The sequence below is a fragment of the Gordonia terrae genome, from assembly GCF_051789125.1.
In the GTDB taxonomy this organism is placed as follows: domain Bacteria; phylum Actinomycetota; class Actinomycetes; order Mycobacteriales; family Mycobacteriaceae; genus Gordonia; species Gordonia terrae_A.
Genome location: NZ_CP196526.1, coordinates 452,976 through 467,779 on the forward strand (window position 1 = coordinate 452,976; position 14,804 = coordinate 467,779).

13 protein-coding genes are annotated in these 14,804 nt (G+C 66.0%); 6 read left to right on the forward strand and 7 right to left on the reverse strand.

The window, feature by feature from the left end:
• The first annotated feature begins 71 nt into the window (after positions 1-71).
• The 5 genes from ACSUZC_RS02010 to ACSUZC_RS02030 all read left to right on the forward strand — a co-directional run bounded on the left by ACSUZC_RS02010 (position 72) and on the right by ACSUZC_RS02030 (position 5,025).
• On the forward strand, positions 72-329 hold the full coding sequence (locus tag ACSUZC_RS02010; RefSeq protein WP_439031272.1) for a hypothetical protein: 258 nt from the start codon (positions 72-74) through the stop codon (positions 327-329).
• Entirely contained in the window at positions 326-1,129 is an 804-nt protein-coding gene (locus ACSUZC_RS02015; RefSeq protein ID WP_439031273.1) for a tyrosine-protein phosphatase, read from the forward strand. Before ACSUZC_RS02010 ends, ACSUZC_RS02015 begins: the two co-directional genes overlap by 4 nt.
• A 5-nt stretch (positions 1,130-1,134) precedes the next feature.
• Positions 1,135-2,505 carry a PucR family transcriptional regulator gene (locus ACSUZC_RS02020; protein WP_439031274.1) on the forward strand — a complete coding sequence of 457 codons (1,371 nt, stop codon included), beginning with the start codon at positions 1,135-1,137 and terminating at the stop codon, positions 2,503-2,505.
• Between the two features lie 268 nt (positions 2,506-2,773).
• Positions 2,774-4,087 carry a hypothetical protein gene (locus ACSUZC_RS02025; RefSeq protein ID WP_439031275.1) on the forward strand — a complete coding sequence of 438 codons (1,314 nt, stop codon included), beginning with the start codon at positions 2,774-2,776 and terminating at the stop codon, positions 4,085-4,087.
• A gap of 44 nt (positions 4,088-4,131) precedes the next feature.
• The gene (locus tag ACSUZC_RS02030; protein ID WP_439031276.1) at positions 4,132-5,025 is read left to right on the forward strand and encodes a DUF7064 domain-containing protein; all 894 of its coding nucleotides are present in this window, start codon (positions 4,132-4,134) and stop codon (positions 5,023-5,025) included.
• Between the two features lie 42 nt (positions 5,026-5,067).
• Here the strand turns inward: ACSUZC_RS02030 and ACSUZC_RS02035 are convergent, their stop codons facing one another.
• Positions 5,068-6,036, reverse strand: coding sequence for a DUF7064 domain-containing protein (locus ACSUZC_RS02035; protein ID WP_439031277.1), 969 nt, complete (start codon positions 6,034-6,036; stop codon positions 5,068-5,070).
• A 184-nt stretch (positions 6,037-6,220) separates the two neighbouring features.
• On the opposite strand from ACSUZC_RS02035, the gene ACSUZC_RS02040 reads away from it, so the two are divergent.
• Complete coding sequence (locus ACSUZC_RS02040; protein WP_439031278.1) at positions 6,221-7,945, forward strand: PEP-utilizing enzyme; 1,725 nt, start codon at positions 6,221-6,223, stop codon at positions 7,943-7,945.
• A 47-nt stretch (positions 7,946-7,992) separates the two neighbouring features.
• Here the strand turns inward: ACSUZC_RS02040 and ACSUZC_RS02045 are convergent, their stop codons facing one another.
• The 6 genes from ACSUZC_RS02045 to ACSUZC_RS02070 form a co-directional block, all read right to left on the reverse strand.
• Positions 7,993-8,607, reverse strand: coding sequence for a histidine phosphatase family protein (locus tag ACSUZC_RS02045; protein WP_439031279.1), 615 nt, complete (start codon positions 8,605-8,607; stop codon positions 7,993-7,995).
• Positions 8,608-8,620: 13 nt separating this feature from the next.
• Positions 8,621-9,877: a response regulator transcription factor gene (locus ACSUZC_RS02050; protein ID WP_439031280.1), complete on the reverse strand. Its 1,257-nt coding sequence runs from the start codon at positions 9,875-9,877 to the stop codon at positions 8,621-8,623.
• A 147-nt stretch (positions 9,878-10,024) separates the two neighbouring features.
• Positions 10,025-10,930: a DUF7064 domain-containing protein gene (locus tag ACSUZC_RS02055; protein ID WP_439031281.1), complete on the reverse strand. Its 906-nt coding sequence runs from the start codon at positions 10,928-10,930 to the stop codon at positions 10,025-10,027.
• Between the two features lie 29 nt (positions 10,931-10,959).
• Positions 10,960-11,733, reverse strand: a complete 774-nt coding sequence (locus ACSUZC_RS02060; protein ID WP_439031282.1) for a FadR/GntR family transcriptional regulator — start codon at positions 11,731-11,733, stop codon at positions 10,960-10,962.
• 1 nt (position 11,734) lies between these two features.
• Positions 11,735-13,459, reverse strand: coding sequence for a PEP-utilizing enzyme (locus ACSUZC_RS02065; protein WP_439031283.1), 1,725 nt, complete (start codon positions 13,457-13,459; stop codon positions 11,735-11,737).
• Positions 13,460-13,683: 224 nt separating this feature from the next.
• A complete protein-coding gene (locus ACSUZC_RS02070; RefSeq protein ID WP_439031284.1) occupies positions 13,684-14,793 on the reverse strand; it encodes an NAD(P)-dependent alcohol dehydrogenase in 1,110 nt (369 codons plus the stop codon).
• Positions 14,794-14,804: the final 11 nt, after the last annotated feature.

Below are 14,804 nucleotides of genomic sequence, written 5' to 3' on the forward strand. Positions count from 1 at the left end.
TGTCCAAATAGGGTATGGGGTTCTACTCTGGAAGGCGCGGGAACGCGACGAGGATCGGTGGAGGACGAATCATGACAAGTACTGTGCGGCAGCCGAAGCAACGCGACGAGGCACTCGGCATGCTCCGGTTCCTCGACCGGTGGGCACCCTTTGCCGGTGGGGACGAGGAGATCTTCCCGACTTTCGGGGTGTTCCCGACGGTGTTCTATTCGCGTCTGGCCCAGTGCCTTCGGGCCGACCCGGCACTGGCGGCAGGCCGCGACGTCGATCACCTGATCGCCTACTGCATACGAAAATCCGGGGACTCCGCGGACGCGCGCACCCGATGACCGACACCGACCGCCGGATCCCGCTCCCGGGAACGTCGAACCTTCGGGACATCGGGGGATATCGCACGCGGGACGGGTCGGTTGTCGCCCGCGGGCGCGTCCTGCGGTCGGAGGCACTCGTCCTGCCCGGCGGTCCGGACTCGTATGCGATCTACGACGCGACCGCGGATGCACAGTATCGGGGTCTGGGAATCCGCACGGTGATCGATCTGCGTGCACCCGGGGAGATGTCCCGCGCGCCGACGGCATGGGCAGACGTGTGTGGTGCCGCACTCGTCACGATCCCCATCGAGGAGGGGGGTGAGGGGAGTGACACCAACTACATGCGGATGCTGCTGTCCGGCGAGATGGCGCGGTTCGGTGTCGCGGACATGACAGCCTTCTACACCCGACTCGTCGAGAACCGGGCCGCCGAACTCGGCGACGCCATCCGGGTGATCGCAGACGCCGATCGACTGCCGGTTCTGGTCCACTGTGCCGCGGGCAAAGACCGCACCGGGGTCCTGATCGCACTCGTCCTGTCCGCGCTCGGCGTCCCCGACGAGCAGGTGGTGGGCGACTTCGCGCTGACGGGGATTCTGCGTCCCAACCGGATAGACACCTACGCCCACCTGTTCGTCGAGGCGCAGCGCGATCCTGAGATCGCCCGGGTGTTGTTCGAGTCCCCACCGGAGTCGATGAGCGCACTGCTCAGGCATCTGGAAACGGCCTACGGCGGTGCGCGGGGGTACCTCGCGGAGCGTGCGGGCGTCGACGACGGCGTGATCGCTGCACTCCAGTCGGCTTTGACCACCGTCTGAATCCGATGTCACCGCCCTCGGACGCCCCGATCGCCCGGGAAGCCGGTGGCCACCCGGCGCGGCGGTACGAACTCTTGCTGCGGCGGCACGAAATCGAGGTTCGCCTCGCCGACCGATTGGGTGCCGGCTGCGGCTTCACCGAACTCTTCACCGCCATCACCGAACTGACCGATCTCGACCTGTGGCTGTACGACCACGGGGGACACGTGACGATGTCGGCGCGGACCGGTGGGACCGCCGATGCCCCCGATGTCGACCTTCCCGATGTCGACCTTTCCGATGTCGACGCCGAGGGCGTCGAATCCGCTTCGCGAGAACGGTGTCCGCGTCTGGGAATCGTCCGGACCGCGTCTGGCGTGGCACGCCGGTGCCTCATGGAGCCGGTCTCGGACCCGGAGACGGGGGAGCCCTGCGACTGGCTCGTCATGGTCGAGGGCGACCGCGAGTTCGGCAGCCACGACCGGTTCCTCCTCGAACGCGGCGGTGTGTATCTCGCTCGTCATCGCAGCCTCCACCACGCCGTGCACCGATCGATCTCCGAGCGCACCCGTGGGCTCGTCGAGCGACTTCTGCGTCGCACCGAACTCGACCGCAGCTCAGCGGAACTCGCGTCCGAGCTGCGAATCGATGCGGAGAGCACATGTGTGGTCGTCGCGGTCGACGACTCGGTCGGTGCGTCCGGAATCGACGACATCGATGTCCTCACCCGGGCGATGGGAGACATGCTCGACTGCCGGGTCCTGGGTGCGCGCACCCCGCGCGGTCCGGCACTCATCGTCGACGCCGGGCGGTCCGAACGAGTCGGAGATTCGCGGCTGATCGAGGATGTGTGCCGATGCCTGGCCGCTTCGATGCCGCAGACCGGAATCCAATGCGGGGTATCGGGCGCGGTCGGCGTCACTGCCATCAGCGACGGTTATGAGGAGGCCCTGGAGATCGTGGCCTGTCTCGAGCGGTTCACCGCCGAGCACACGAGAATCCTCAGCGTGCGGGACCTGGGTCCGGCGCGAATCCTGGTGGCCAACGGGAACATCGCCGCGATCCGCCGCTACGTCGAGCACACCCTCGGGCCGCTGTGGACCGACCAGTCCGACAGCGACATGGAGACGCTGATGGCAACTCTTGCCCAGTTCTCGCGCGGAGGTCACAACGTACGCAGGACCGCCGCGGTGATGTCGGTGCACGAGAACACCGTCCGCCAGCGACTGGCCCGGGTGCGAAAGCTGACCGGCCTCGACGTGTTGAACGATCCGTTCGCCCAACTCTCGGTCCACACCGCGCTGTCGATCATCGCGCTCCGGAACCGGGCCCATCCGCTCTGGGATCCGCGGGCCCGCGGGTCCCAGCGACTGGGCCGGTCGCGCCCGACCAGCTGAACCCGCCCGGCCGCTGAACCCGCCCGTACGGCTGAACCCGAGGCCTGCCGCCGGTCCGGAAGGGTGGAGAAACCCACGTTCGAGTGTGTTCGAGGTCACAGGCATCCTGGGCGTTCGGCCGTCCCGGGGTCCCCGCGCACCCGGGGCGAATGTAGAAACCTCCACTCCCGGCTCCGTCGACTCCGAAGCGTGCCGGCGCTGCCTGGTTGCATGTGCCTCACCGGCTGCGGCACCCGGCCGCGAGCCGCACGAGCAGATCGGAGAGGTCATGTCAGACATCGATTTCGAGGTGATGCTGCAGAGGTATCGAGGTGTGCACCCGCTCGGCAGCGACGGTGACACGAGCATTCTGGCGACTCTGCGGTCCGGCATCGTCGACACAACGGATCAGAACGTGAAACCCAACCGCCTGTCGGTCGAGGAGATCGACGACTACCTGGCGTACTCGGGCTGGAATCTCTGGGATCTTCTCGCCCGTCGCTCGACCGAAGGTGAGTCCGGACTGATCCCTCGTCAGGAATACGAGACCGTGGCGTTCGTCCAGCAGTGGCTGAAGTTCCCGCACCTCTACGATCTCGTCACCGAGGCGGCCGGGGGAGCCGATGGTCTGGTCGAACTGGCGCGAACCCACTCCTCTCGGCCGGCGGACAAACTGAACAACACGCGGGCCTGGGTCAACATCTGCACCCTCATGGGTCGCGGTCTGCTGACGTCGCTCGGGCTGCAGAAACCGTACGACAGACTGCACGAACTCAACTCCGCCATACAGTTCCAGAGGCGGATCCAGCACGGCGTGTACGGATCCGGACGGGGTTTCATCTCCGGCCGGGATTACAAGCCACGCGTACTCGACCAGGACTGGATCGAACGATTCGCCGACGAACGCAGACCTGTGGAGGACGCCGAGCATCAGGACTTCTGTCGGAAATTCAACGCTGCGACAGAGGTTTTCGGGTTTCTCCTCATGTTCGACACCCGATCGGCGACGAACACCAGCGGGCCGTATGAGCTCGCCGATGGACGTGTGATGCTGGTTCGCGATCATTTCCTCCGTGAGCAGCTGTACCCCTGGGTCGACGACGCCGCGGGCGAGCTGCCGTACTGCGTCACCCAGGCGATGATCTTCGACAGCACCGCACCGGAGTTCAACATCAACGACATCGGCACCACCTTCACGGTCGATCATGCCGACTACTGGAAGTCGCTGACACACTTCGCGGTGTACCGCAAGGATCGCTGGGACAGCACGGAACTCACGATCATCGACCGAGACGAACAACAGGACATCACCGATCGGTGCCGGAGGGGCGTGGCCCGGTTGTACCGGCGGATCGCGAGCATGAGCCGTCGCGATCGGATCATGGCCGGCGTCCTCGTCTACACGCGAGAGATGATGGCGCCGTTCGCGCGTCCCGTCGGCCTCTGGGATCAGTTCGTGCAGGAGGAACAGTTCGACGAGCTCGATCCGCTCACCGCGCAGGCCTACTTCCCACTGACCAACGGCCAGGCCCAGGATCTGCTACCGCCGGCGTTCGTGATGGGCGAGGCATTCATCCCCCTGGGGCGCAGCGCCACCTGGTGACCGCCGCAACACGGCACATCCCGACAACACGAAACGGAGCCACCATGTCTCTGACAAGCACCGACCATCTCCGGCACGAGATCAGCGGACGATTCGCGCGCGAGAGTGTCGCGTACTGTCTCATCCTCCCCGAGCACGGTCTGATGGGCCATTGGTACACCTGGGTCGACGACGCCGGGAAGGGAGGACGGGCGTTCGTACTCCACGGCGCCGGTCCCGACCCGGTCTTCTTCGACCATCGCGACGGTCTCGAGGTCGGCGGTCAGGACTTCGACAACTGGAACGTCGACGGCGCGAGTCTCAAAGTGGGACAACCGCTCCGCACCGCAGAGGCCGCGTTCGAGTCCGCCGAGTTGTCGGTCGAGTTCGCCTTCGAGGCGATCCACCCGGCCTTCGACTACGGGTCGAATGCGATCGGCACCCCGGGGTATCTCGCGGACAACAGATACGAACAGACCGGACGCATCGTGGGAAAGCTGGAATGGCAGGGAGAGGTCCGGAGTTTCGACGGCCCCGGTCACCGTGACCATTCGTGGGGGACCCGCGACTGGGATGCCATCCACCACTACAAGTGGATCGCGGCATCGGGCCCCGACTGCTCCACCAACCTGATGTGGACGCTCGCCGAGGGCGAGGTCGATGTCAACGGATACCTGTATCTGGACGGGGTGCAGTCACCCGTGGTCAGTGCCGCGATCAGCACCACATACGGAGACGGTTTCGTCCAGGACGTCGTGCGGGCGGAGATCGTCGACGAGGCCGGACGTACGAAGATCCTGGATCTCGACACGCGGCACACGCTCGCGCGCTGGGATGTCAGTCCCACCTTCAACTTCTCCGACACCATGTTCACCGGTGAACTCGACGGGCACGCAGTGCGTGCTTACGTCGAGTACACCTGGCCGCGGTCCTACCTCGACCACCTCCTGGCGAGGTGACGGTCGACGACGGCTCGAGTGCCGCTGGGTCGAGCAGCTTCCTCAGTTGTACAGCCTGGTGAAGTGATGGAGGTCGAGGAAGTCGGTACTGGTCCCGTAGCCGGTCCGGTCGCCCATGGTCCAGCGCGGCAGGACCATGAACGCCATCGACCCGGGCCAGAACTGGCACGGGAACTGGGTCTGTGCCGTACCGGAGAGCTCCCATTCGCGACCGTCCGCGTCGGTCAGATGCAGGTCGATGGTGTCGGCGTACATGCCGCGGCGTCGGATGGTGGCGCGCCCGTCCCGCAGCCCGATTCCCTTGCCGTGGTCGAGGACATAGCCGTGGGTGATCTCGGCGACGACGGTCTGGTCGGGACCGATGGTGGGGTCGAAGGCGAACATCGAGTGCACGGCGAGGTCGTGATCGAAGTGTGCCTGCAGCCAGGTCATGGTGCCGAGCTGCTTCTCTTCCCGCACGCCCCAGCTGTGGTCCATGGTCGACATCGAGTCCACCGCGTGGGTGACACCGTTGAGAGTCACCTCCCCGGTGACCTTTCCGGTCATGTCGAAGTGGCCGGCGTAGGCGGCACTGCCGGACAGGTCTCCCACCGACTGCTTGGCCCGTGGGTCCATCGCCGGATCGTGGATGTCGAAACCCTCCATCAGGGCCTCGTACCGGACGTCGACACGGAGGGATTCGCCGTTGTCATAGTGGAGGTCCCACACCTTGTTCGGCTCCAGACACGTGATGGACAACCCGTTGTCCAACGAGAAGTCCAGCAGGCTACCGGATTCGGGCATCGGCAGGTACGCCCGGCTGTCCCAGAAATCGATCTCCCAGGCCGACGTCACGCGGCGTGAGTTGACGAACACCGCGGAGTTCACCACGCCCAGGTTGGGGCGGAACAGCGCATACAAGCCGATGTGAAGCGGCACCTCCGGGATCTCGAACCCGAAGTAGTTCGTTTCGGTCCACATGCGCGCGTCGGTCGTCGGGGGATGGAACTCGGCGTCTTCTGCTCTGATCATGGACGCCAGTTTCGGCGGCATCGAACCCGTCCGACACCACCGGAGCCGACGTTGCCTCTTAAGAGGTAACGCAGATCACAACAAGAGGGCCGGAGTGTGGTGAGCCATACGCTGCTGCGTACCGACCCGTTGCCCGCCACGGTCCATCCACGGTGACGGTCGCAGACGAATGCGAGGAGCTGACATGACAATTCAATGGCCATGTGACGACGAACCGAGCCAGCGGTTTCCGATCTTCACCCGGGCGAACACCGGTGAGGTGTTCAGCGACGCGGCGACCCCACTCACGTGGAGTGCGTTCGGTCGCGGCGTCTACGACGCCGGCTATCGCGACGGTCTGTACCAGATCGGCGTGTTCACCCCCGAGGACTTCCGTCCCGAGGGGGAGTGCGAGGTCGTCGGCTGCTTCGGCGGTTACGTGTACATCAACGTGTCGATCTCCCGCGTGCTGGCCGTGCGCACTCCGGGGATGACCGCGGAGGCCATCGACCGATCGCTCTTCGGTGAACATCCCGACGTGCGGCCGTACGCGCCGCACCCGGCGGACGAGAACGAACAGGCGTCCGAGCGAATGGTCGCGTGGATGGAGTCCCTGTTCGGAGCCACCGAGGTTCCGGAACTGGCCGAGCATCGCGCCCGGATCGACACCGTGATCGCGCAGCGGCCGGACCTGTCCCGACTGAGCGATCAGGAACTCTTGGACCGCTACCGCAGTCTCGTCCCCGAGATGCGCCCGGTCTTCGCGACGCACATCGTCCACCTCTACGCCAGCAACATCATCACCGGGCTCATCGCGCAGGTGGGCGACGCCGTCGGAGAGTCTCAGCTGGTTTCCAAGACGACGTCGGGCCTGGGCGATGTCGATTCGGCACAGCAGTCGTTCGACCTGTGGGATCTGTCCCGGCTGGTCAGGAACAGCGCGGAACTCTCGGCCGCGTTCGACGCCGGGATCGACGTCGTGCGCGGGCTCGTCGACTCCCCGGACTCGCACGCGACCCGTGAGTTCGTCGACGGGTGGACGGCGTTCCTGGACAACTGGGGTTTTCTGGGCCCGAGTGTCTGGGAGGGTCGATCACCCACGTACCGGTCGAACCCCGAGATCCCGCTGCGGATGCTCGATCACGCGAGGCGGGTCGGTGACGAGCAGTCCCCGTATGCGCGCACCGCCCATTCGGCATCCGAGCGGGACGCGGCAGTGGCGGCGATCGCCGAAAAACTCGATCCCGAGACCCGTGCGCAGTTCGAGGCGGCGGCGCACGCGGCGACGGTCTTCCTGCCCGCCAGAGAGGCGACCAAAGTCCAATGCACGCGGCTGTGCGAAGAGGCGCGGATGACGATGCGCGAACTCGGCGGCAGGCTCGTCTCGCGAGGAGTGCTCGTGCGCTGGGAGGACGTGCTGCTGGTCATGGACGACGAAGCCGATGCCTTCCTCGACGATCCAGCCGCGTTCGACTCGGTGGTCGCCGAGCGCAAGCACACCCTGGAGGTCCTCGAGCGCAAGTGGCCCCCGTTCATCCTGGAGGGTGCGCCGCCGCCGATCGAAGAGTTCGACGACCGCGACAACGCGATCGTCGATGCGGTACGGAGCGGGGACATCATCGGTGGTCTGGGCGTCGCGCCCGGCATCCACACCGGACCTGCTCGCGTCGTCCACTCCCTACTCGACGATGTCGAGCTCGGACCGGGTGACGTACTGGTGGCGATGACCACCGACTCGTCGTGGGGGCCCCTGTTCCTCTCGGCCGGCGCCGTGGTCTGCCAGACCGGGGCCGCCATCTCCCACGCCGCGATCGTCGCACGCGAACTGGGCATCCCGGCAGCGGTGTCGGTACAGGACTGTACGACGCGCATCCCGGACGGAACGATAGTGACCGTCGACGGCAGCAGCGGGAAGGTCACCGTCAACTAGGTCGGTCGGGATGCGCCGGTCCGGTGGATCGGCGCATCCCGGCTCGATCAGACGAGTGCGCGTTCGATGTGGTTGGTCTCGTTCACCGACACCACCTCGCGATAACCGTCACCGTCGGTCACGAGTCGCGTCACGGAAGTGTAGGAGACGTCGACGAAGAACATCTTCGTCGTGCCGAGGACATGGGACAGGAACGTGCTGATCACCCCGCCGTGGCAGACGACGGCGACGACCGAATCCGGTGCCGCGTTGTCGATCACGGTATCGAAACCACTGACGACCCGATCGCGAAAGGCGCCCAGGTCGAACGTGTTTCCGCCGAACCGCCCCGAGTTCAGATCTTCCCAGCCGGCACGCCTACTGGGGTACTGGTCGATCGCCGTTCCGTAGTTCTTCCACCCGGAGTCGACCTCGACGATCCGGTCCTCGAGCGTCACCGGCAATCCGAGGGCCTTCTGCAAGGGCTGGGCGGTCTCTCTCGCGCGCCGCATCGTGCTGCTCACCAGCCCGCTCACCTCTCCGTACGGTCTGCGCGACAGGTAGTCGGCCAGAAGTTGCGCCTGGGCGACCCCCTCGTCGGTCAGCCCTGGATCGGCGCCGGCCGGATCGTGGGTGACGGCGTGCGGGCGCGCGTGCCTGATCAGCAGCAGTTCGGTCGTCATACACGTGAGCCTTTCATCCGGTCGCCTGCGGCTGCGAATTGAACCAATTCGCCACCGCCTCAGCTCGATTGGCCGAGCTGGTCTTCTTCAGTATTCGTTTGACGTGGGATTTGACGGTTCCCTCGGTGATCGTGAGGCGGCGGCCGATCTGCGCATTGGTCAAACCTTCCGCCATCAGCCGTACCACCTGGATCTCACGGCCGGAGAGCACGGTCCGGAAGTCGCAACCGGCCGTGTCGTCCACGACGTGCAGGCGGCCGCGATCTGCCACCGAGCGGGAGACCTCGCGCGTCTGGTCGATCACCTCCGCGATGCCGATGGGCCCGTGCGCGTGCTGGTCTGTCTTCCGCGGGGGACCGGCTCTCAGGCTCTCGCGAACGATGAGACCGGAGATTCGGCGGCAGTAGTCTTCGAGCGCTTCGATCTCGGCACGCGTCGGAAGGTGTTCGGACTGGTGGCAGTCCGCGTGGATCATGGCCACCACACGATTCGCGTCGACGACGGGGACCATCCAGAACGTCTTCGACCGGGAGCGCTTCCAGAGACGGAACCCGGCTTCGGGCTCGGACCGGCGGAGCATGGTCGGGGCGTCGACTCTCACGGTGTGCCGGTGTGTCGCCGCGCTGGGAAGACTGAAGACGATCGTGGGATCGGTCAGGTATCCGTTGGCCCACTCCGCTCCGTCGCGGCAGTACACCGATTGCGGATGCCAGGTGCCCGAGCACACCGTGGAGAACAGGACCCGGTCGAAACCGAGTCGTGCGGCCTGTTCGGGTATCGCGCGGAACAGCTCGGCCACAGACGAACTGCGCGAGACGACCCCGAGTGCATCGGCGGCGCGGCGATGGAGGTCGAGTGTGGTGGCCCGCCGTTGGGCCACGGTCGCGGCCTCGAGGTCGCGCAGCCGGGTCAGCACGGCGACGAGACCTGCGATCGCGCCCGCGGGCAGGTTCCCGGGGCGGTCGAGCAAAGCGATGCACTCTGCCCACGACCGCGCGATGAACTGCTCGACGTCATCGACGTCGAACAGCCGCTGCGAACGCAGCCACGCCGGCGCCCCCGGGACGCTCGGCGACCCGGCGGAGAGTCGCAAGGTCACCATCCGGTAGGTGTCCAACGCCTGGACGACGAGATCGTCGGTGAGGCGCTCTGACCCGTACCGCCGGTGGACTCGTGGCCGAAATGCGGGCCGTACGTCGGCTCGCGCGTGATTGGCGGGGGTAGGTGCGATTTCGGCAAGGCACAGCATGATGGGGATCCGTTCGCTCACTGGCGTGGCAGGCCCGGAGGCCGCGGGAGTGGTCCTATCACTCTAAATATCAACCATAGAATGGTGTGACCAAAACCGCAAGGGTCTGCACGCAGAGACGCGGATCACCCCCGGGCCTTCCTGGGACCCGGAGGACGACGTCGAGGTTCACGCAGTGGCGTAGGGGGCCCTCGTGAGCAGATGATCGAGATATGCCCGCGGCCAGGTGTATTGGATGTAGGCACTCACGGGTCCGCCGGCGAGTGTTCCCGACATGCCCGTGTCGGTGAAGTTGAAAGTGGGCGATATGTCCCACCGGGCCGTTGCGTAGTGGTCGGGAAACTCGATGGCGGTCGTCCGTCCGGCCTCGTCGACGACCTCGGCGACGATCGCCTGCTGGAAGTAGTCGTCGTCATATTTGGTGTCGACCTTCGCAGAGACGACTGGCGAGAGTTGTCCGTCCACGAACACATAGCCGTTGTAGATGGTCTCGCCCTCCACGAGTGCGACCATGATGTTCGCCGCCCGGTCCGCGCCGACAATGGACAGCCACTTGTAGTGATGGATCGCGTCCCAGTCGCGCCGCCCCCACGAGTGGTCGCGGTGACCCGGTACCTCGAATGCGCTGGTCTTCCCATCCCGGGTGAGTTCCCCGCGGATCAACCCGGATTGTTCGTACCGATTGGTCGCCTGGTACCGCGGGCAACCCCCGATGTTCGAGTCGTAGTCGAAGGGCTCGTGGAAGGCTTCGAACTCCATCGAGATGGCCACGTCCGCACCGCTGTAAGCGGCTGTTGCCGTGGTGAAATCGTCGCCGACATGCACCTCGAGGTTCCCGATTCGGAAGTCGTCGAAATTCTGACCGCGCGCCGGAATCCCTTCCTCGCGCACGAAGAGCGACGGCTCGGGTCCGTCCTCGTAGATCGCGAATGCGTATCCGGCGACGTCCTCGCCCGACACCCACGTGTACAGCAGGTAGATGGCCTCACCGGGAACGATGGCGCAGTAAGCGAGGCTTTCGCGGGCGAACCCGCCGGAGATGTCGTGACGGAGCCGGTCGTTGAGCTCGAGCATGGGAGTCCCCTCGTGGTGGCGTGCTGTCGTCACGCCGGGCGCCGGGGCCACGACGTGCAGTAATCAGAATCCGACGACTCGGAGTCCTCGGTGGATTGGATGAGCGGCGGTGTGTGTGCGTGTCTGGTCATCAGCTGATGGGCGAGTGTGGAGTCGCCGGCTTCGATGGCCGCGGTCACCTCGCGGTGCGATTGCAGTGACCGCTCCATCGCCGCCGGGTCGCGGTGGGCCTCGGTGTCGGTCTGACGCAGGATCGCTCGCGAGACCGCCTCCATGAACGTGGACAGGAGGTCGTTGTGGCCTGCGGTGGCGAGCGCGGTGTGCCACCGGATCTTGCAGTCGATGAACGCCGAGAGGTCCGACATGCTCTGAGCGGATTCGTCATTGATGCGTTCGAGCGCGGCGATGTCGCGGTCGGTGCGCCGCTCGGCGGCGAAGTAGGCGCACCAGGGCTCGATGACCTGCCGTGATTCGAAGAGCATCTGCGTTCCGGGTGCCCAGCCCTGGAGGTGGAGATCGACCGAACTCATGAAGGCCGACGCGGTGGGCCGCGACACGATCGAGCCGCCGCCTCGACCCGGTCGGGTCACGAGCAACCCCTGCCTTTGCAACCGGGCGAGGGCCTCCCGGACGGTCGACCGCGTGAGACCGCTCTCCTGCACCAGGATTCGCTCCGGTGGCAATTGTGTGCCGACCGGGAGATCTCCGTCGACGATCTTGTCGCGGATGAGGTCGGCGAAGACATCGGCGGGCCGGGGAACCTCGATTCTGCCGATGTCGAGCCGTGCTCGTTGCTCGTTCATGTCAGTGGACGAGCACGGTTCCGTCGTCACCGTTGACCGTGACGATGGTGCCGTCCGGTATGAGCGATGACGCACGCGCCACCGACACGGCGGAGGGCAGGCCGAGTTCGCGCGAGACGATCGCGGCGTGGGAGATCGCGGCCCCGGTCTCGCACACGATTGCTCCCGCGGTGAGGAAGAGGGGTCCCCAGGACGAATCGGTGGTCCTCGCGACGAGTACGTCGCCGGGCTCGAAGTCGCCCTCGTCGTCAAGCGACGTGATGACACGTGCCGGGCCGGTGTAGGTGCCCGGAGAGGCGCCGATCCCGGTGAGCACCGTGCCCTGGGCTGCGGCAGAGTCCGAGCGTGAGCTGTTCGGCGTGAACTCGTCGAGAGTCGGTGGTCGACCGGTGAAGACGAAAGGCGGAGTGAGTGATTCGAGCAGGGTGAGCTTCTCCTTGCGCTCGGCGACGATGTCCTTCCACTGCGCCGGGTCCCGCAGGAACTCGTCGATCTCGTCGTTCATGAGCAGCAGGACGTCCTGCCAGCGGTCGAGGGTTCCGTCGACGACGAGTCGACCGCCCAACTCGCGCATCGTCTTGCGTGCTTCCTCGATCATGCGGGTGCACTGAACCTTGATCGCCTCACGTGCCGGCATGTAGACCGGCACGACGTTCGCCGCCGCGACGAAGGCGTCGTGCAGTTCGGTCCCCGCGAGACGTTCGGACACCAGAGCCACGGCCTTGGCCCGCTCGGACTCGAGTTCGCGGGCCCGTGACTCCGGAGAGTTCTCGTCGGCGACTCCCCGTGCGCGATCGATCATCCGGAGCGGGATCTCGGGATTCTGCTCGTAGGTCGGGGACCGGAGCTCCCAGATGCTGGGTCCCAGGAACCCCCAGCGGTCGAGGAAGCGGCGCCATGCGGAGAGGAAGGCTTCGGCGTCGGGGTGGCCGAGGGCCTCCAGGCGACCGATCACCCCGTCGACACCCTTGTCGAATTCGGCTGCCACGGCGGACTTCCCGGCAAGACGCGACAGCTTCCAGATGTCGATGGACTGGACGACCGAGTCGACGTTCCCCACTCCGGCGGTGAGACCGGAGATCAGCTCGGGGGCTCCCGCGGCAGTGGCGCCCTGAGCGATGGCGCCGGTGACGATGTTGGAACTGTAGGTCTGCACCATGTGGGTGGCGAAGATCTCTCGCATCCGGGGAACGAGCCACCGGAAGCGCTCGATCAGCTGGGCGGCGCTCAATGCGCCGAGATCGGGACGTTCGGCGATGATCTGATCGATCTGTCGTCGATGCTCGTCGATCTCGGGTACCGAGGTCGCGCCGAACAGGGAATTCATCCAAGCGCCCATCCGCTCGGTGCACGCCTCGTTCTCGTCGAGGGGATGCGGCTGGTAAGGAGGCACATCGGGCTGGTCGCCGAAGAAGGACTGATCGATTGCCTCCCAGGTCATCCCGGGGGCGCGGACGGCAAGTACCCGCGACGCGGACACGTTGATGTAGACGTAACCGCCGAAACAACCGACCATCTCGCCTTCCCATTCGGGGCGGAAGTCGTCGGGCGTGAACGCGCCGATGCGGCACAGCGCGTCGCGGTAACCGTTCTCGTACACGCCTCGGCCGTAGAGACTCCAGGTCAGCGGCGTCGCCGCATCGACGAACACCTCCCCGGTGTTGGCGCGGGTGAAGATGGGGAAGCGGTCACTCGCCTCGTCGTCGCACGGCCAGATCTTGGTCATTCGAATCTCCCTTGTACCGTTCGGCCAACCGTAGGCACCCGGCGAGCCCGTAATCGCTTCTGCCGCGGCGATTACCCCTTTCGAGGGATGTCCCGCAGTGCAGGCATGTCTCGGGCGGGGGTGGGGACAGGGCCGGATCGAACGGAACTGGAAGGTACCTGACCCCGCGGAAAGTGAAGGGGCGTCGCGGGGTCAGGTACCGGTTCAGGGTGCGGCCGGACGTGTCACCGTTCCTCGAAGACGAGCACCGGTTTGACGACGTCGCCGTCGTGCTGGGCGGCCACCGCCCGGTTGATCTCGGCGAACTCGAACGTGGTGACGAGCTTCTCGAGCGGGAGACGCCCGGTGCGGTACAGCTCGACGAGTTCAGGGATGAAATCATCCGGCACGCTGTCACCCTCGATGATACCTGTAATGGTCAGACCAAGGGTGAGTGCGGTGATGATGTTCAGGTCGACGCCGGCGGCGGGATCGGAGGGCACCCCGATGAGACCGACGGTTCCGCGCACGGCCACTGCGCCGATGAGGCTGTTGATCACGGAAGGGATGCCGGTGGTGTCGACGACGTGGTCGACACCCCTGGGCACGATCTGGCGGATCTGCTCCGCGACGTCACCGCCCGCCGGATCGACCGCGTGGGTGGCCCCGAGGTCGAGGGCCAGGTCGCGACGTTTCTGATTCGGTTCGACGACGATGACGATCGCGCACTCCCGGATCACCGCTCCGAGCACCGCAGACAGACCCACCGAGCCGCCGCCGGCGATCGCGATGGCCGACCCCTTCTGTGCGTTCAGGGACCTGGTCACGGCGCCGACGCCCGTCTGGACACCGCACCCGAGCGGAGCAAGCAGTGAGAACGGGATGTCGTCGTCGATCTTGACGACGTTGCGCTCATTGGCGAGCGCGTGCCGAGCGAACGACGATTGGCCGAAGAACAATCCGCCGACGGTGCTGCCGTCACGACTCAGCGGCTTGCTGCCGTCGGCACGTACACCGCCGTAGTTGACCTCGTTGAAGCGTTCACAGTACGACTGCCGGCCGGTGGTGCAGGTGGTGCACCGGCCGCAACTGTTGAAGGTGACGCCGACCTTGTCGCCGACCGCGACCTTCGTGACATCGTCGCCGACGGCAACTACCCGGCCGGCACCTTCGTGGCCGACGACAGCGGGGAACTCGACCGGCAGCACGCCGTCGCGAGCGGCGAGGTCGGTGTGGCAGATCCCGACCGCCTCGATCTGGACCAGGACCTCACCGGCGCGCGGTCCGTCGATGTCGATCTCGGCCACGGTGAAATCGCTGCCCAGTCCGGTGAGCAGCGCCGCTTGTGTTTTCATCGTTCTCTCCT